Origin of the sequence: Eubacterium sp. CAG:161 (assembly GCF_000432355.1) — a bacterium.
GTDB lineage: Bacteria > Bacillota > Clostridia > Lachnospirales > Lachnospiraceae > Eubacterium_G > Eubacterium_G segne.
Genome location: NZ_HF991871.1, coordinates 223,510 through 242,742, shown reverse-complemented (window position 1 = coordinate 242,742; position 19,233 = coordinate 223,510). Strand labels below are relative to the sequence as shown.

The 19,233-nt window shown below is 35.1% G+C and carries 13 protein-coding genes; 12 read left to right on the top strand and 1 reads right to left on the bottom strand.

What is annotated here, in order from left to right; translation table 11 throughout:
* Positions 1-11: 11 nt before the first annotated feature.
* Entirely contained in the window at positions 12-449 is a 438-nt protein-coding gene (locus tag Q5O30_RS07695) for a hypothetical protein (RefSeq protein WP_021953174.1), read from the bottom strand.
* Between the two features lie 292 nt (positions 450-741).
* Here Q5O30_RS07695 and Q5O30_RS07690 point away from each other — a divergent pair, with 292 nt between their 5' ends.
* The 12 genes from Q5O30_RS07690 to Q5O30_RS07635 form a co-directional block, all read left to right on the top strand.
* Entirely contained in the window at positions 742-4,179 is a 3,438-nt protein-coding gene (locus Q5O30_RS07690; protein ID WP_021953173.1) for a PD-(D/E)XK nuclease family protein, read from the top strand.
* Between the two features lie 2 nt (positions 4,180-4,181).
* Positions 4,182-7,832, top strand: a complete 3,651-nt coding sequence (gene addA / locus Q5O30_RS07685) for a helicase-exonuclease AddAB subunit AddA (protein WP_021953172.1) — start codon at positions 4,182-4,184, stop codon at positions 7,830-7,832.
* Positions 7,833-7,834: 2 nt separating this feature from the next.
* Complete coding sequence (locus Q5O30_RS07680; protein ID WP_021953171.1) at positions 7,835-8,845, top strand: S66 peptidase family protein; 1,011 nt, start codon at positions 7,835-7,837, stop codon at positions 8,843-8,845.
* Complete coding sequence (locus Q5O30_RS07675; protein ID WP_021953170.1) at positions 8,838-9,563, top strand: ABC transporter ATP-binding protein; 726 nt, start codon at positions 8,838-8,840, stop codon at positions 9,561-9,563. The genes Q5O30_RS07680 and Q5O30_RS07675 overlap by 8 nt, the downstream gene beginning before the upstream one ends.
* 11 nt (positions 9,564-9,574) lie before the next feature.
* Positions 9,575-10,492, top strand: a complete 918-nt coding sequence (locus Q5O30_RS07670; RefSeq protein WP_021953169.1) for a SufD family Fe-S cluster assembly protein — start codon at positions 9,575-9,577, stop codon at positions 10,490-10,492.
* Positions 10,493-10,502: 10 nt separating this feature from the next.
* A complete protein-coding gene (locus Q5O30_RS07665) occupies positions 10,503-11,477 on the top strand; it encodes an ATP-dependent 6-phosphofructokinase (protein WP_021953168.1) in 975 nt (324 codons plus the stop codon).
* Positions 11,478-11,509: 32 nt separating this feature from the next.
* Positions 11,510-12,868, top strand: a complete 1,359-nt coding sequence (locus tag Q5O30_RS07660) for an MATE family efflux transporter (RefSeq protein ID WP_021953167.1) — start codon at positions 11,510-11,512, stop codon at positions 12,866-12,868.
* Positions 12,865-13,632 carry a GNAT family N-acetyltransferase gene (locus Q5O30_RS07655; RefSeq protein ID WP_021953166.1) on the top strand — a complete coding sequence of 256 codons (768 nt, stop codon included), beginning with the start codon at positions 12,865-12,867 and terminating at the stop codon, positions 13,630-13,632. Before Q5O30_RS07660 ends, Q5O30_RS07655 begins: the two co-directional genes overlap by 4 nt.
* Positions 13,633-13,731: 99 nt before the next feature.
* Complete coding sequence (locus tag Q5O30_RS07650; protein WP_021953165.1) at positions 13,732-14,172, top strand: MarR family winged helix-turn-helix transcriptional regulator; 441 nt, start codon at positions 13,732-13,734, stop codon at positions 14,170-14,172.
* Between the two features lie 23 nt (positions 14,173-14,195).
* A complete protein-coding gene (locus tag Q5O30_RS07645; protein ID WP_021953164.1) occupies positions 14,196-15,950 on the top strand; it encodes an ABC transporter ATP-binding protein in 1,755 nt (584 codons plus the stop codon).
* Positions 15,950-17,770 carry an ABC transporter ATP-binding protein gene (locus Q5O30_RS07640; RefSeq protein WP_021953163.1) on the top strand — a complete coding sequence of 607 codons (1,821 nt, stop codon included), beginning with the start codon at positions 15,950-15,952 and terminating at the stop codon, positions 17,768-17,770. The genes Q5O30_RS07645 and Q5O30_RS07640 overlap by 1 nt, the downstream gene beginning before the upstream one ends.
* Before the next feature lie 27 nt (positions 17,771-17,797).
* Positions 17,798-19,233: S8 family peptidase (locus tag Q5O30_RS07635; protein ID WP_302674640.1), on the top strand; the 1,436-nt coding region annotated here is incomplete at its 3' end.

The following is a 19,233-nucleotide window of genomic DNA, read 5'->3' as shown; positions in this document are numbered from 1 at the left end:
TAAGGCTATTGTTATTTTTTACCTTTGTTAATAGTGTCTACAATGGCGTTGTATAGTAAAGAATATGTATATTGGCTTTCTTCCGAAAACTTAATATTGTCTACTGACTGGGTATCCACAATTTGCTTTGAAATATCTTCAAAAGCTGGTTCTACTAAAGGATACATAGTCGTTATCGCATCGCTTATGTTGTCCACCGTAATAGAATTAATGTGATTGCTATCAAGAGTGACAGTTACCTCCATTGGATTTCCGTTCAGTGTGACACAGGAGGTATATACTCCGGCCTCATATTGCCCTGAGGAACTTTTTTCCTTTTTTTCATCACTGTTTCTATTACAAAACATAAAAATTAATGAAATCACAAGAACAATACCAAGGAGTACAAATACTACGGTGTATATAAGCTCCTTTAAATGAAATACCATGAATTTTGGACTTTTTCCCATACTGACTCCTCACTTTAAATTTGATTATATTCTAATTTATTAATGTCAGGGGCAAAGTATGACAAAAGTATGTGTTGAAATTGACACATCCTATATACTATACTTAAATATAGATTTTGAAACACATCAGGTGTTTCAAAATCGTAGTTGACCAGCCCCGAAGGGGCGTGATTTGCGAAGCAAATTTTTGAAACGGTAATCCGATACCGTTTCAAAAGTCATAGAAAGAAACACATCAGGTGTTTCAAAAGTTATAAGTTATAGATTTTGAAATGATATTGTGGAGGAAAATATGTCATTACAGTTTATTATAGGAAGGGCAGGCTCAGGAAAGTCTACTTTATTATATAAGAATTTAATAGATACATCCATGAATAATCCGGATAAAAATATCCTTGCAGTGGTTCCGGAGCAATTTTCCATGGAAACCCAAAAGCAGATACTTACAATGATTAACGAGGAATATGGACTAGGAGGTAGTTTTAACATAGAAGTTACCAGTCTTAACCGTCTGGCATATTTAATATTTGAAGAGCAGGGTATAATTAATTACAAGGTAATGGATGATTTGGGGAAATCCCTTGTTATAAGAAAAGTGCTGGAACAGTGTAAAAAGGAGCTTATTATATACAAAAATAAAACAGCAATGCCGGGATTTGTGGAAAAGGTAAAGTCGGTTTTGTCAGAGCTTAAGCAATATTACATATCAGATACAGATATGGATAATATGCTTGATTTGTGTGGAAAAAGACCGGCTCTTTATCATAAGCTAAAGGATATTTTGGTGATTAGAAAAGCCTTTGATGAGTACATACAGGATAAAATGATAACAACAGAGGATGTGCTGGATATATTTTGCAAATATGTGGGACAATCTGAAATTATAAAAAATACCTATTTTTATTTTGACAGTTTTACAGGATTTACGCCAATTCAGTATAAAGTATTGGAATTGTTAATGAAGTATTCCAAAGGCGTTATGGTAAGTATTACTTTGCCTGAAAATGAGAAAGATTTTACCACATTTAATAAATATGAGTTGTTTTCCTTAAGCAAGGAAACCATAGCAAAGCTTAAAACTTTAGCTAAAAGAAATAATGTAAACATAAATGAAACATTAATTGCCGGAGAAGGTAAGGTTCCTTATAGAATAAAAAATAATAAAGCATTATGCCATATTGAAGAAAACATTTTCAGAAATAAGAAATTGGAAAAAAATGAAAATTATAATGATGCCATTGAAATCTACTCCCTGCCAAATCCCCGCAGTGAAGTAGCTTTTGTGGTGGCAAAAATTTCAGATTTAATTGTAAATAAAAACTACAGATACAACGATATTGCCATAATTACCGGAGATATGGCAAACTACTATATTTATTTAGAAGAAGAACTGAAAAAATATGATATTCCGGCGTTTATTGACCACAAAAGAGATATTTCATCTAATCCTTTTGTGGACGGGATTATAGCAGTGCTTGACGTAATAGCAATGGACTTTTCTTATGATGCTGTTATGAGAATGTTAAGACTTAATTTGCTGGAAATAAACAGAAATGACATTGATGTTTTTGAAAATTATATTAGAAGATTTGGTCGTCGCGGTTTTAAAAGTTATTCTGCTAAATGGGAAAAATGTTATAAGGGATTTGAAGAGAGACTTGTTACGGTTAATAATGTAAGGGAGAAAATATATAATGATATTTTAGCTTTAAGAACCACTCTTAAGGACAAAAAAGCCACAATAAAAGATTTCACCTTAGCACTTTATAATTTTATTCTTTCCACTAACATGGAAAAAAGAATAAATGATTACGTAGATATGTTTGAAAAAGATAATAAACCTGAACTATCAAAAGAATATCAGCAGATATATGGGGTTATTATTTTAATGCTTGAAAGAATTGTTAATTTAATGGGGGAAGAAACAGTTTCTCCAAAGGAATATGTGGAAATATTAAAGGCGGGATTTTTAGAGGCTAAAGTAGGAATAATACCTCCCGGATTAGATACCCTTATGGTGGGAGATATTGAAAGAACAAGACTTAAGGATACAAAGAAGATTATTTTCTTTTTAGGAGTTAATGACGGAATTATTCCTAAAATGGCAACCAATGGTGGAATAATTACAGATTCAGACAGGGATTTCCTTAAAGCAGATGAAAAGGAAGGCTTTGTTTTAGCCCCTACAGCCAGAGAAAATATATTTAAGCAGAAGGTTTATTTATATTCACTTTTAGCAAAGCCTACGGAAAAAGTCATTCTTACCCTTAGTAAGACTGACAATGCAGGAAAGACTCTTAGAAAATCATATTTAATAAGCGATTTGCAAAAAATGTTTTCAGACTTAAAAATTAAGGATGAAGAAAAATATGCAAATAGTCTTGAAGAAATAACAACTAAAAGAGAGGCATTAGATTATATTGCAGCCAATGCAGGAGAATACAAATCAGGAAAGGAAGACAGGCTTTTTGAAGTTCTTTGTTCCGTATTATCTGATGATGTAGATGCTAAGAAGTGTCTTAAATTAATTAAAAAAGGAACATTTTATAAGGGAAGACAGCCTTATCTCAGCAGGGAAAATGCCAGAAAGCTATACGAAGAGAAGGAAAACATAGGTATAACCAGATTAGAAAAATATGCAGCCTGCGCCTATTCCCAGTTTTTAAGAAATGGTCTTAAGTTAGGAGAAAGAAGAGAATATGAGATAGCTGCTTATGACATTGGAAATTTATATCATGAGGTAATAAATAAGTTTTTTGTTAATGTGCAAAAAGAAGGATTGCATTGGGAAAATTTAGAAAAGGAAACCTATAATGCCATCCTTAATAATTGCGTTGTGGATACAATGGAAAATTATGAAAATGATGCATTAGACAGTTCTGCACGTAACATTTTTATTAAAAATCAGGTTAGGGAAACAGCAGAAAAAACAATTGATGTGTTGATTAGACATATTAATTCCGGAGATTTTGTGCCGTCAGAATATGAGCTTAGAATCACTCATGGAAGAATTGACAGGGTAGATACCTATGAAAAAAATAACGAAATTTTTGTAAAGGTTATAGATTATAAATCAGGAACAACGGAATTTAATGTTACAGATACCTTTTTTGGAATGCAGATGCAGCTTATGGTTTATTTAAAGGATGCCATAGAATTTGAAAAAAAGAAAAATCCCGATAAAACTGTTCTTCCGGGAGCAGGACTTTATTTCCATATTCAAAATCCATATATTGACCGCCCGGATATAAGAAAAGTAAGGGAAGAATACAGAAAAAAAGGCACAAAGGAAACAGTATCTGATGAAAAATTAATGGAAGAAAAAGTTCAGGATGAGCAGTATAAATGCTATAGAATGAGTGGACTTGTAAATTCTGATTTTAATGTAATAGAAGCAATTGATAAGGAATTGTCACAGGCAACAGGTAATTCTAAAATAATTAAAGTAGGAACCACAAAAACAGGATTAAGCAGCAGAAGTACAGTGATTGAAAACAATAATTATATGAAATTCATAAATCATGTTTATGATATGGCTGAAAATATGCGAAAGGATATTATTGATGGTAATATTCAGATTAATCCTACGGAAAACGCCTGCACTTACTGTCCATATGGTGGCGTGTGCGGTTTTGACCTAAAGGTTGGAGACAGATACAGACAATTAGAAAAATTAGACTTAAAACAGGTTATTAGCCGTCTAAACACTGAGGAAAATAAAGGAGAGTAAATATGAAGTGGACAGATAAACAGTTAGATGTAATTAATACAAGAAACAGAAATATTTTAGTATCAGCAGCAGCCGGCTCCGGAAAAACCGCAGTTTTAGTTGAGAGAATTATTAATATGATTACTGATGAAGAAAGTGATGTAAACATCGACGAGCTTCTTGTGGTTACTTTTACCAGGGCGGCGGCTTCTGAAATGAAGGAACGTGTAAGGGCTGCCCTTGAAGAAGCGATAGAAAAAAATCCTGACAATGAAAATATTATTAAACAGCTTTCACTTATTCATAATGCGGATATATCTACCATAGACAGTTTTTGTGCAAAGATTGTAAGGGAAAACTTTGACAAAATAGATTTAGATCCTAATTTCAGAATTGCCGATGAAACTGAAATAAAAATGATTAAGGCGGATGTTATAGGAGAAATGCTTGAAGACTATTATTTAGAGGCAGATGAAAAGTTTATGAGTCTGGCAAAACAGTATTCGGCAGGAAGGCTTAAAGATAATATTGAAGAATTAATTGAACAGTTATACAAAAATGCCTGCGGTCACAGTGACCCGGAAAAATGGGTAAAAAACAGCGGAAATATATATAATATTAAAACTTTAGAAGAATTTGAAAATTCAGAGCTTTTAGGAGAAATAGTTAATTTTGCCAAATTAGAGTTAGATGGCATTTTAGAAGATTTAAATACGGCACTTAAAATTTCCATGGAAACAGACGGACCGGGATGCGTGGATGGATTGACCCAGCTTATGGAAAGCATTTCTGAAATACAAAAGCAGAATAATTACAATAAAATGCGTCTGGCGTTTAGAGGTGTTAAAAGTGTCACCCTAAGAGGTGCAAAGGGATGTGATGAGGCAAAGAAAAAGCAGGTTCAGGATATAAAGAAAAAGGCCATGGACAGGCTTGGTAAATTAGAATCGGAATTGTTTGAACAGACTGTTGAAGAAATGGCATCTGATATTATAAAAAGTCATGACAGTGTCTCTATGATAATTAAATTAACCCTTGATTTTATGAAACGTTTTGCAGATAAAAAAGGGGAAAAGGGAATAATGGACTTTAATGACCAGGCGCATTTTGCTTTAAAGATATTACTTTCTGAAGATGAAAAGGGAAATGTATATCCTACAGATGTGGCAAGACAAATGGCAGAAAATTACAAGGAAATTATGATTGATGAGTATCAGGACAGCAATTACGTTCAGGAGGATATTTTAAACAGCGTTTCAAAAGGTCAGGGAGTAAATAATATTTTCATGGTTGGTGACGTAAAACAAAGTATTTACAGATTCAGACAGGCGGAACCGGGACTTTTTTTGCATAAGTATGACACATATTCTCAGGATTTAACTAAAGACTGCTGTAAAATAATTTTAGATAAAAACTTCCGAAGCAGAAGGGAAGTTATAAACAGTGTTAATTATATATTTAATTATATTATGACGGAAAAAGTAGGAGGGATAAATTACAAAAACGGAAACGGACTTACATGTGGTGCAAAATACGATGAATCCATTAATAAGCAGGATAATTCTACTGAAATTTTTATGGTAGAAGGAGAGGGAAGGGAAGATGAAGCAGATTTTGTGGCAAAAAAAATACTCGAAATAACAGACCCGGAAAATGGTCTTAAAATAACAGAAGAGGGGCAAAATAAAAGAAGGGTAAAATATAGCGATATTACCATACTTTTAAGAAGTCTTAAGGGGGTAAGCGATATTTACCTTCAGGCATTAGAGGATAATGGAATACCGGCAGTGGCAGATTCTAAAACAGGATATTACCGGACTATAGAGGTTAGGACAGTAGTTAGTGCATTGTCAGTTATTGACAATCCATATCAGGATATTCCTTTAGCAACAATTTTAATAAGTCCCATGTTTTCATTTACGGAAAATGAGCTGGCAGTAATTAAGGCTGAAAACATCTGTGAATATCTGTATGACAACCTTTTACTGTATAAGGAAACGGGTTCTGATGCAGAAATTAAAGTAAAGGTTAAGGGGTTTTTGGATTTCCTTGATGATTACAGAAAACGTAGTGTATATATAAAAGTGTATGAGCTTATAGAACAGCTGGTAAATGAAACAGGCTATGATTATTATATTTCATCCATGCCGGGAGGAAAAAGAAGGCATGTAAATATTGAGGCTTTAAAAGAAAAAGCCGTGGCATATGAAAATATTAGTTACAAAGGTGTATTTAATTTTATCAGATATATAGAAAAATTACAGTATTTAGACAGCGACGACGGTGAGGCAGGAATTAGTCAGGAAAATGATAATACAGTAAAAATAATGTCCATACATAAAAGTAAGGGACTTCAATTTCCGGTGGTGTTTTTGTGTGACACCAACGGTGGCGGCAGAAATGACACAGACAAAATCGTGGTAGATGACAATGGAAATATTGGCGTTGACATGATAGATGAAAATTTGAAAGTAAAGTCACCAACTATTGTAAAAAGACTTATAAGGAGAAAGAACAAACAGGAGGATATGGCGGAGAGGCTTAGAATCCTTTATGTTGCCCTTACAAGAGCAAAGGAAAAGCTGATTATTACCGGTGTTACAAAGAAACTTACAAAGACTATTTCTGATTTAAAGGAAAGTATGTATAACGTAAAGGATGAAATGTCATACTCAAACATTGTTAATGCACCAAATATGTTTACGTGGATTGGTAAAACCGTGGCTAAAAACAAGGCTTTTGACACCATAGCGGAAAGAGAGTTTAATGGAACAAAGGCCAGGGATGAAATGTATAATGCAGAGGCAGACATTGTAATAAATACGGTGGAAGCGGAAGATATGTTATATCAGGAAGGAAAGGCTCTTATTAAGGATGAAATTGACAGCAAAAAGCTTGATAGGATTTTTAATCTAAAAGCTGATAATGGAGATGATGTTAAGAAAAAATTTGACTTTACATACCAATATTTAGATGATGTTACTTTACATTCAAAGGCAAGTGTAACGGAAATAAAGAAGCAAAGTATGGCTTATGTAGAGGAAATTGATGGAAATCAGGAGTTTCATAAGGAAACTGAAGTGCCGGAAATAATACCGGATTTTGCCAGAGAAGATATATCGGGCAATGAAACATTATACGGTGCAGAACGGGGCACCGCATATCACAGGGTATTTGAACTTCTTGATTTTGACATGGAGGAATATACCATAGATACCGTTAAGAAAATGATAGAATCCTTTGTGGATAAAGGACTTATGACTAAAGAACAGGCAGGGTGTATTTACTATAAAGATATAATTTCATTTACAAAAACTGATTTGTTTAATAGAATGAAAAAGGCATATAAGAAAGGTAAGCTTTACAGGGAGCGGAAGTTTCTGTTAGGAGTTAAGGCTAATGAAATAAATGGCAGGTCAAATTCAGATGAAACAATGATAATTCAGGGTATAATTGATGTATGCTTTGAAGAAGATGGTGAGTTTGTTATTGCTGATTACAAAACAGATAAGGTTAAAACCATGGAGGAACTTGATAAACGTTATCATGTGCAGTTAGAATGTTATAAGCTTGCCATAGAGAGAATTTCTCAAATAAATGTTAAGGAAATGATAATTTATTCTGTGACATTAGGTAAGGAAGCAGAGATTAAAAAAGAAGATAAAGGAGAATGACAATGATTTTTCCAGAGTTTATAAAACCGGGAGATACTATAGGTGTTACAGCTACTTCCGGAGGAATAGTTAATGAGTTAAAACAAAAAAGAGTTGCAAATGCAACAGAACAATTAAAAAGTAAAGGATACAATGTTAAATTAACAGATAATGTATATAAGTCAGATAGCAGAGGTTGCAGCTCTACGGGAATAGAAAGGGGAAAACAGTTTAATGAATTAGTGTCAGATAAAAATGTTAGAGCTGTTTTTTCCGCAGCTGGTGGAGATTATCTTATGGAAATGCTTGATTATGTGGATTTTGAGCAGTTTAAGAATAATCCAAAGTGGTTTCAGGGGTTTTCAGATAATACGGGACTGGTATATCCCATTGTAACAACCTGTGATGTGGCAGCAGTGTATGGATGCCATATAGGTGATTTCGGAATGAATCCATGGCAAAAGCCGGTGGAGAATGCTTTGGGAGTATTAGAAGGAAAAGTTAAGGTTCAAAAATCTTTTGACTATTACGAATCCCAACGCCATGAATATGTTACAGGTTATGAGGGATATTATAATGATGAAAAAGTAAGCTGGGTAAACGGCCGTGGCGAGGAAAAAATAGAAATATCAGGGCGGCTTTTAGGAGGGTGCCTTGATGTTATAGCTTTCCTTATTGGTACTAAATATGACGGAACACAACAATTTGTGGAAAAATATAAAAAAGATGGTATAATATGGGCGTTGGAAAGCTTTAATATGGAGGATGTTGTTTTAGTAACCCATTTGTGGCAGATGAAGGAAAGAGGTTATTTTAAATATGCAAAGGGCTTTGTTTTTGGAAGACCTTTAATGTATAATTCGTGGATTGAACAGCCATATAAGGAAGCTATTATGTCCATACTTGGAGATTTAGATGTGCCGGTTATTTTTGATGCAGATATTGGTCATAAGGGACCACAGTTTTCAATAATAGAAGGTGCGTTGGCAAAAGTAAGTAGTACAGGCGGAAAAGGAGTTTTACAATATGCTTGAACTTAGAGATATTAAATTTAGTGTTAAAGAAGATGATGGAAAACAAAAAGATATAATTAATGGAATCAGCCTTAAAATTGATGAAAGTAAGTTTGTTGCCATAACAGGTCCTAACGGAAGTGGTAAATCCACACTGGCTAAGCTTATTGTAGGAATAATTAAGCCTACATCAGGTAAAATCATATACAATGGAACGGATATAACAGATATGTCCATTTCAGACAGGGCAAAATTAGGAATAAGCTTTGCTTTTCAGCAGCCTGTAAGATTTAAGGGAATAAAGGTAATTGACCTTCTTAGAATGGCTTCAGGAAAGCAGTTGTCCATAAGCGAAGCCTGTGAGTATCTGTCAGAGGTAGGTCTTTGTGCAAGGGATTATATAAACAGAGAGGTAGATGCAAGTCTTTCCGGTGGTGAATTAAAAAGAATAGAAATTGCCACAATTATTGCAAGAGGAACGGAATTATCTGTTTTTGATGAGCCGGAGGCAGGAATTGACTTATGGAGCTTTAACAGCCTTATTAAAGTATTTGAAAAGATGCAGCATAAGAACACTAACTCTATTCTTATAATATCCCATCAGGAGAGAATATTAGATATTGCAGATGAAATAATTCTTCTAGTGGATGGAAAGATAAGGGCACATGGAGATAAAGAGGAAATCATGCCTCTTGTTTTAGGAAATAATAACAATGTCTGTGAAAAATTACAGGCGTAAGGAGTGGTAATATGGATAAGATACAGATGGAATTATTTGAGCAGCTGACGGGACTTCATGAAATACCACAGGGTGCTTATAATATAAGGGCAAACAGCAAAAAGGACAGTAGAAATACTACTGAAAACATAAATATAGTAACTAAGGAAGACAAGGATGGCATAGATATATATGTGAAGCCGGGAACCAAAAATGAAAGTGTTCATATTCCTGTAGTTATCAGCAAAACCGGTTTAGAGGAATGCGTATATAACGATTTCCACATAGGTGAAGGTGCCGATGTTCTTATTGTGGCAGGATGTGGAATTCACAACAGTGGGGATAAACTATCTAAGCATGATGGCATTCATACATTTTACATTGGGAAAAATGCCAGGGTAAAATATGTGGAAAAGCATTATGGTAAGGGAGACGGAAACGGCGAAAACGTAATGAATCCTACAACTATAGTTAATATAGAAGAAGGTGGATTTATGGAAATGGAAACGGTGCAGATAAAAGGCATTGATTCAACAGAAAGGGTAACATCGGCAAAACTTGACAAAGATGCAAAAATAGTAATTACCGAGCGTATTATGACCCACGGAAAACAGCATGCAACAACCCGTTTTAATGTGGACATGAATGGAGACGGCTCCAGTGCAAACGTTATTTCCCGTTCAGTGGCAAGAGACGATTCAAGACAGACATTTTTCTCGGTAATTAACGGAAATGCCAAGTGCAATGGACATTCAGAGTGCGACGCCATTATTATGGACAATGCAAAAATAAGTGCTATTCCGGAAATTACTGCAAATGATTTAGAGGCTTCCCTTATTCACGAGGCAGCAATAGGAAAAATTGCCGGAGAGCAGTTAATTAAGCTTCAGACATTAGGTCTTAATGAACAGGAAGCGGAAGAACAGATTGTTAATGGATTTTTAAGATAAAGGATAATTCATGGAAAATATAAGAAAAATTGCCGTTTTAACCAGTGGTGGAGATGCCCCGGGAATGAATTCAGCTATTCGTGCGGTAGTTTTTAGTGCCTGTAATTTAGGCATTGAAGTAGTTGGTATACTTCGTGGTTACGACGGATTAATAGATTTTGAAACTGTTCATCTTAGTATGGATGATGTAAGAAACATAAACAACAGAGGAGGCACTATACTTTTTACCAGTAGAAGTGACAGATTTTTAAAAAAGGAATATAGAGAAAAGGCGGCGTTAAATCTAAGGGAAAACGGCATTGATACATTAGTGGCAATTGGAGGCGACGGTACTCTTCGTGGTGCAATTGATTTTAAGGAAGAAGGTATAAATGTTATATGTATTCCGGGAACAATTGACAGAGACATGGGGTGCAGTGAGTATACCTTAGGATTTGATACTGCCGTAAATACTGCCACAGAGGCAATTGACAAAATCAGAGATTCTTCAATATCTCACGGACGATGTAGTGTTGTGGAGGTTATGGGAAGAAAAAAAGGATATATTGCATTGTGGTCAGGGATGGCGGCATCAGCAGATGCTATATTGTTACCGGAAAAATGGCAGGGAGATTTTGACAGTGTTACTGATGCCATAAAGAAGCATCATACTGACGGACGGGACTGTTATTTAGTTGTAGTTGCGGAAGGCGTAACAGATGCAGAAGAATTGGCAAAGCTTATTCAGGAGAAAACCGGCATAGAATCAAGGGTGTCTGTTTTAGGATATATTCAAAGAGGTGGACAGCCATCGGCAAAGGACAGAATGTATGGTTCACTTATGGGAGCTTACGCTGTTGAGATTTTAAAAGAAAGCAGAAAAAACCGTGTAGTAGCTATTAAAAATGATTTGCTGGTAGATTATGATTTAGAAGAAGCATTGTCACTGAAAAATAACAGTTTAGATTCTTTCCAGTATCAGTTAAGTTTGAGATTATCAGAATAGTAAAATATTATATTAGAGAAGAAGGCAGAGAAATGAATAGAAGTAAATCAGAAACGACCCGTAGTATAGACATAGTAAATGGTGGTTTATGGAAAAATATTTTGATGTTTGCCATTCCACTGGCTGTAAGTAGTGTTTTGCAACAGTTATTTAATTCTGTGGATGTGGCAGTAGTGGGAAAATTTGCCACCAGTCAGGACCAGGCAGCAGTAGGATGTACAGGTTCCCTTATTAATCTAATGATTAATTTGTTTGTAGGTATTTCAGTAGGAGCAAATGTTGTCATTTCCAATTATTTAGGCAGTAAAAAGGATGATAAAGTTAAAAGTGCCGTACATACATCGATTGTTATAGCTTTGGTAAGTGGCATTTTTTTACTTGTAATAGGAATTATTGTGGCACGACCGGTTCTTGTTTTAATGGACACTCCCGCAGACACTTTGAATCTGGCAGTAGATTACATGAAAATATACTTTCTTGGTATGCCTTTTATTATGCTATATAATTTTGGCGCAGCTATATTAAGAAGTATCGGAGATACAAAACGCCCCCTGTATTGCCTTACAGTGGCAGGTGTTTTAAATGCAGCCCTTAATCTTTTTCTTGTTATTGTTTTTCATCTTGGAGTAACAGGTGTTGCAATTGCAACAGTTATTTCTAATATTGTAAGTTCATTAATGATTACATATATACTTATTCATGAAAATGAACCTGTTAAACTTTCTGTTAAGAAATTAGGCATTTCAAAGCAGGATTTAAGTAAAATATTAAAAATAGGTGTGCCGGCAGGAATACAGGGAATGGTATTTTCTTTTGCCAATGTATTTATTCAGGCGGCTCTTAACGGATTTGGTTCTGATGTGGTGGCAGGTTCTGCGGTGGCACTTAATTATGAATTTATTATATATTTTATAGTTAGTGCTTTCAGTCAGACAGCGGTAACCTTTGTTAGCACTAACTTTGGTGCAGGAAATTATGACAGAGTTAAAAAAGTATTCCGTATATGTATGATATACAGCGTAGTGATTTCACAGGCTTTGGGAATAATTGTGGCATTAAACGGTTTCTTTTTTGCTTCAATATTCACTTCAAAAGCGGCAGTGGCAGGCTATGCAGTAACAAGAATGAGATTGCTACTGTTCTTTTATCTTTTAGTAAGCTCCTATGAAATAGGTGGTGCAGCCCTTAGAGGAATGGGACACTCCATGACACCGGCAGCCCTTACGGTATTTGGAACCTGTGTATTGAGATTAGTATGGATATACACTGTTTTTGTAAAATATCATTCATATGATGTTTTGCTTATTGTATATCCTGTTTCATGGATTATAACGGGAGTTGCGGTATTAGCGGCATACGTTTATGTAAGTAAAAAGGAATGTAAAATATGATATATAAATTAGAGGATACAAAAACTGTAAACTATCTGTTTGAAAAATGGGATGAAGGAGTAATATGGGGATGCCTTGAAAAAGTTATGGGAGATATATATGTGGATAATTTAAATAATCCTACGTCTGCCATGGCTATTTTAGGGGATTTCTGCTATTTTGCAGGAAAATTAAATGAAGAATTAGTAATGTTTAAACCGGATAAATTAAAAAATTCCATTATTATGGGGCCGGAAGATACAGAATGGGGCAACTTAATTGAAAAGTGCTTTGGAAACAAGGCAGAAAGAACAACCAGATATGCAATGAAAAAGGAAAAAGGTGTTTTTAATGTAGAGCATTTAAAAAGCATTGCAGAAGGTTTATCAAAGGAATATGAAATAAAAATAATTGATGAAAAACTATACAATGCCTGTTTTAAGGAGCAGTGGAGCCGGGACTTTGTAGCACAATATGATACATATGAAATGTACAGTGCAAAGGGAATGGGTGTTGCAATATTAAAGGATGGAGAATTAATTTCCGCTGCATCCTCTTATTCCGGATTTAAGGATGGAATTGAAGTGGAAATTGCTACAAGAAAAGATTACAGACACAAAGGTCTTGCAAGCATATGTGGTGCTAAATTAATTCTTGAATGTATCAAAAAAGGATGGTATCCAAGCTGGGACGCAAGAATAATGTGGTCAGTAAAAATGGCAGAAAAATTAGGATATCATTTTTCCCATGAATATGTGGCATATAATGTTAATTATAATGATTAGTTTAAAAATAAGGCACAAATTTTTTACGATTATTTCAATCGCACACTATTGACAGTATGCGATTGAAGTGTTAGTATATTCACTACTTCGGAGGATATTATGAATAAAATAACAGATAAGAGGAAAGATTGCTTTTATATGATAAAGCAGTTGCATGATAACATTGAAAAAAGTGCCAATAATGCATTAAAAAAATATGATTTAACAATGATGCAGCTTGGAGCATTAATGAGGTTAAATAAAGATGGAGGGGGAGAATGCACCCTGAAAGAATTTGAAAAATTATTGCATTTGGCACAATCTACCACAGCAGGTATTGTAAAGAGATTGGAACAGAAAAAATTTGTTGAGTGTTTTGGTGATCCCTTTGATAAGAGAATAAAAAAGGTTCGTATTACCGCAGAAGGAATAAAGCTTTGCAGTATTGCAGCCGTAGATATGGAACATGCAGCTAAAAAATATACAAAAGGCATTTCAAAGGAGGAGCTTAATACATTTGTAAATGTAATAATAAAGCTGTGTGAAAACGCAGATAGTTAATAGTATGTAAAGGAGACTAATAGATGTTTAAACTTTTTAAGAATTTAGAGAAAAAAGACAGATGTTTTATTTTAATAGCTTTAGTTTTCATTGTAGCCCAGGTATGGCTTGATTTGAAACTTCCGGATTACATGTCTGAAATTACAGTGTTAGTTGAAACCCCTGACAGCAGTATGCAGGACATTTTAATTGCAGGAGGGAAAATGCTTGCGTGTGCTTTTGGAAGTTTGGTTTCAGGTATTTCAGTGGCAGTATTGGCGGCTAAGTCAGGTATTGATTTTGCTGCAACCATCAGAGAAAAGTTGTTTCATAAGGTACAGGATTTCTCCATGGAGGAAATTGGAAAGTTTTCCACAGCCAGCCTTATAACAAGAACTACTAACGATGTATCACAAATTCAGATTTTAATTGTAATGGGACTTCAGGCAATTGCCAAGGCACCTATTATGGCTGTATGGGCAATACTTAAAATTTATAATAAAAGCTGGCAGTGGACGGCATCTACAGGAGTTGCACTGGTAATTTTATTATTAATTGTTATTACATGTATTGTTCTTGCATCTCCGAAATTTAAAAAGATGCAGGTATTAACTGATAACTTAAACAGGGTTACAAGGGAAAATCTTACAGGATTAAATGTAATAAGAGCATATAATGCAGAAGAGTATCAGGAAGAAAAGTTTGAAAAGGCTAACAATGAACTTACATCTGCTAATATGTTTGCAAACAGAACCATGGCATTTCTTATGCCGGGAATACAGGGGGTAATGAATGGTCTTACCCTTGCAATATATTGGATAGGGGCAATATTAATTAATAATGCGGCAATGAATAAGAAACTTACATTATTTTCAGATATGGTTGTATTTTCTTCCTATGCAATGCAGGTTATTATGGCGTTTATCATGCTGGTTATGATTTTTATGATTTGGCCTAGGGCATCAGTAGCTGCAAATCGTATCACAGAAGTTTTAGATACTGATATAACCATAAAAGACGGTAGCTTAGATGGAGATACTAAGGAAAAAGGCACTGTTGAGTTTAAAAATGTATCTTTTGCATATCCTGATGCTGCGGCAAATGTTGTGGAAAATATCAGTTTTAAGGCAAATAAAGGTGAAACAATAGCTTTTATTGGAGCTACAGGATGTGGAAAAAGTACGGTAATTAATCTTATTCCAAGGTTTTATGATGTAACAGACGGAGAAGTGTTAGTTGACGGAATAAACGTTAAAGATTACAAACAAAATGAACTTAGAAATAAAATAGGATATGTTTCCCAAAAGGCAATTTTATTTTCCGGGGACGTAGAATCAAATGTTGCATATGGTGATAATGGGAAGAAAGATGCTACGCCTGATGAGGTAAAGGAAGCCGTAAAAATTGCATGCGCAGATGATTTTGTGGAAAATCTCAAGGATAAATACCATGGTTATGTGGCACAGGGAGGAGATAATTTCTCAGGTGGACAAAAACAGCGTTTATCAATAGCAAGAGCTATAGCAAAGAAGGCAGAAATACTTATTTTTGATGACTCATTTTCAGCTCTTGATTATAAAACTGACAGAAAGCTGCGTACGGCTTTGAAAAAACAGTGTAGCGACACTACGAAAATAATTGTAGCCCAGAGAATAGGAACCATAAGGGATGCAGATTTAATTATTGTGTTAGATGGCGGAAAAATCGCAGGAAAAGGAACTCATAGTGAGTTAATGGAATCCTGTGAGGAATACAGACAAATCGCATACTCTCAGTTATCAAAGGAGGAATTGGCGTAATGGAAGGTAGAACAACAAATAGAAGAGGAATGAGACATCCGGGAATGCCTGTAGCAATGTCAAAGGAAAAGGTAACGAAAGGCACATGGAGCAAGCTCCTTAAATACTGTAAGAATTATTGGGCATTTATTATAATTGCAATAATATGTGCCTGTGGAGGAACGGTTTTAACACTGATTGGCCCTGATAAGATATCGGAAATTACAGATACCATTATTAAAGGTATAATGCCTAATGCCAAAATGGATATGGATAAAATTAAGTCAACAGCAATGATTTTGGCTGTTTTATATGGTGTTGGTGCCATTCTTTCAGCAACTCAGGGATTTATAATGTCAACAGTTACACAGTGTGTGTCAAGAAAACTTCGAAATGACATTTCAGTAAAAATCAATAAGCTTCCCATGAATTACTATCATCATAATTCCACTGGAGATGTGTTATCCCGTGTTACAAATGATGTAGATATGATTGCTACATCTCTTAACATGAGTATCGGAACAATGGTTTCTGCTGTTACATTGTTTGCAGGTTCTCTTATAATGATGATAAAAACAGATGTTGTAATGACCATTGCCGGAGTTCTTTCAACATTATTAGGCTTTGTCCTTATGATGGTTATTATGAAACATTCCCAGAAATATTTTACAAAGCAGCAAATGAATCTTGGAGCAATAAATGGTCATATAGAAGAAATATATTCAGGTCATACAGTGGTAAAAGCCTATAATGGAGAAGATAAAGCAAAGAAGCAGTTTGATGAATTAAATGAAGCTTTAAGTAACAGTGGCTTTAAGGCACAGGCAATGTCAGGACTTATGATGCCTTTAATGACTTTTATTGGTAATTTCGGTTATGTTACAGTTTGCGTGGTAGGAGCTGCCCTTGCCATGAATGGAAATATTTCTTTTGGTGTTATTGTTTCGTTTATGATGTATATAAGATATTTTACCCAGCCATTGTCACAGTTAGCCCAGGCATTTCAGCAGTTGCAGTCAGCAGGTGCCGCATCATCCCGTGTTTTTGAGTTTTTAGGTGAAGAGGAAATGCAGGATGAAAGTAATAAGAAGGCAATAATTACCAATACCAAAGGTGATGTGGAGTTTTCTCATGTACGATTTGGGTATGAGCCTGACAAAATAATAATAAATGATTTTTCGGCTAAGGCGAAGGCAGGTCAGAAAATAGCCATAGTAGGGCCTACAGGTGCTGGAAAAACTACACTGGTTAATTTGTTAATGCGTTTTTATGAAATAAACAGTGGTGAAATAAAAATCGACGGAGTATCCACAGCAGATATTAAAAGAGAGGATGTTCACTCAAAATTCTGTATGGTATTACAGGATACATGGTTGTTTGAAGGAAGTATCAGGGAAAACCTGATTTATTGTTCAGAAAATAAATCAGAGAAAAAAATGAGGGAAGCATGTAAGGCAGTTGGTCTTGACCACTTTATAAGAACACTTCAAAATGGATATGATACTATTTTAAATGATCAGATTAACCTGTCTCAGGGACAGAAACAGCAACTTACAATAGCCAGGGCAATGATAGCTGATAAACCTATTTTGATTTTAGATGAGGCTACAAGTTCTATTGATACAAGAACTGAGCAGAAAATCCAGAAAGCCATGGATGAACTTATGAAGAACAGAACATCATTTGTAATTGCCCACAGATTGTCTACAATAAAAAATGCGGATTTAATTCTCGTATTAAAGGATGGAGATATTATTGAAAGTGGAAATCATCAGGAGCTTATGAGCAAAAACGGATTTTATGCAGATTTGTATAACAGTCAGTTTGAACAGGCATGTTAATGTATTATTTTATTAGAAGAGGGAAATATGGGGGAAAAATCAGATAATTCGCTTAGTTTGGCGTTGGAAATCCCACAGGAGGAATTAATGAAATCTCAGGGATTAATGACAGGTTTTGATTCAGAAGAGGATGTATGGGAACTTATTGTAAGGTATACAGGAAATTTAGATAAAGTAAGGGAAATAAACGGCGTAGATGTTAGAGAGCTTTCTAACGGCTATGCCGTTTTAAATGTAAAAAAGGAATTGATAGATGAAGTGGCTAATGTGGAGGAGATTATCTACATTGAGAAGCCTACAGCACTTATATTTTCAATGCTTAGGGGAAAACAGGCATCCTGCATAAATGAGGTACAGCAGACCTTTGCAAATAATGAAAACAATGGTCTTTTTGGAGAAGGAGTGATAGTGGGAATAGCTGACAGTGGCATTGATTTTACCCATGAGGCTTTTAGAAATCAGGATGGAACCACAAGAATACTTAATTTGTGGGACCAGACAAATGACAGAGTTTATAATGCAGAAGAAATTAACGAGGCTTTAAAATCAGAAAATCCATATGAATCGGTAAATTCCGTGGATTATTCAGGACACGGAACCCATGTGGCAGGAATTGCAGCAGGCAATTTTGCTGAAAATAAAAATGATAATCTGGGAATCGCAACAAAAAGCAGTCTTGTAATTGTAAAGATGGCTTTAGCAGGGGAGAGGTCGTTTCCAAGAACAACTCAGTTAATGGAGGCCGTTGATTATATGATAAAGGTGGCGGAAAGCTATAAAATGCCTTTGGCGATGAACTTAAGCTTTGGCAATAGCTATGGTTCTCATGATGGCACATCTCTTCTTTCTACTTATTTGGATTCCATGGCTGACGGTAGAAGGGTATCCATATGCGTGGGGGCGGGAAATGAGGGAGACAGTGCCGGTCATGCAGGAGGATATGTATTTGAGCCTACAGATGTGGAAGTTCAGGTATCACGTTTTCAAAAGGCATTTAGTATTCAGTTATGGAAAGACTTTTCAGATGAATTTAGGGTACAGATAATTGCACCTTCAGGCTTTATTATAGATGTGATTGAAATTTATAACAGGGCACATAAATATGAGACAGATGAGACAAATGTTTATGTGTTTTATGGGACTCCTAAGCCTTATACCCAGTATCAGGAAATATATTTTGAACTTATACCGGTTTCAAATTATGTGAAATCAGGAATATGGACCATAAGACTTACACCTGAAAATATAGTTACGGGACGATATGATATGTGGCTTCCGGAAGGAGGAATTATAAACGAAAATACCTCATTTTTAAGACCTGACCCCGATATAACACTTACGGTTCCTTCCACGTCTTCAAAGGTAATAAGTGTTGGAGCATATAATTCATCTAATGATGTAATGGCATCCTTTTCGGGACGGGGATTTACCAGGGAAACAAATCAGGTAAAACCGGATATTGT

Bases quoted from the DNA above. Each gene is read 5' to 3' on its own strand.
- Q5O30_RS07695 (WP_021953174.1), bottom strand. From the start codon at position 449: ATGGGAAAAAGTCCAAAATTCATGGTATTTCATTTAAAGGAGCTTATA.
- Q5O30_RS07690 (WP_021953173.1), top strand. From the start codon at position 742: ATGTCATTACAGTTTATTATAGGAAGGGCAGGCTCAGGAAAGTCTACT.
- addA (WP_021953172.1), top strand. From the start codon at position 4,182: ATGAAGTGGACAGATAAACAGTTAGATGTAATTAATACAAGAAACAGA.
- Q5O30_RS07680 (WP_021953171.1), top strand. From the start codon at position 7,835: ATGATTTTTCCAGAGTTTATAAAACCGGGAGATACTATAGGTGTTACA.
- Q5O30_RS07675 (WP_021953170.1), top strand. From the start codon at position 8,838: ATGCTTGAACTTAGAGATATTAAATTTAGTGTTAAAGAAGATGATGGA.
- Q5O30_RS07670 (WP_021953169.1), top strand. From the start codon at position 9,575: ATGGATAAGATACAGATGGAATTATTTGAGCAGCTGACGGGACTTCAT.
- Q5O30_RS07665 (WP_021953168.1), top strand. From the start codon at position 10,503: ATGGAAAATATAAGAAAAATTGCCGTTTTAACCAGTGGTGGAGATGCC.
- Q5O30_RS07660 (WP_021953167.1), top strand. From the start codon at position 11,510: ATGAATAGAAGTAAATCAGAAACGACCCGTAGTATAGACATAGTAAAT.
- Q5O30_RS07655 (WP_021953166.1), top strand. From the start codon at position 12,865: ATGATATATAAATTAGAGGATACAAAAACTGTAAACTATCTGTTTGAA.
- Q5O30_RS07650 (WP_021953165.1), top strand. From the start codon at position 13,732: ATGAATAAAATAACAGATAAGAGGAAAGATTGCTTTTATATGATAAAG.
- Q5O30_RS07645 (WP_021953164.1), top strand. From the start codon at position 14,196: ATGTTTAAACTTTTTAAGAATTTAGAGAAAAAAGACAGATGTTTTATT.
- Q5O30_RS07640 (WP_021953163.1), top strand. From the start codon at position 15,950: ATGGAAGGTAGAACAACAAATAGAAGAGGAATGAGACATCCGGGAATG.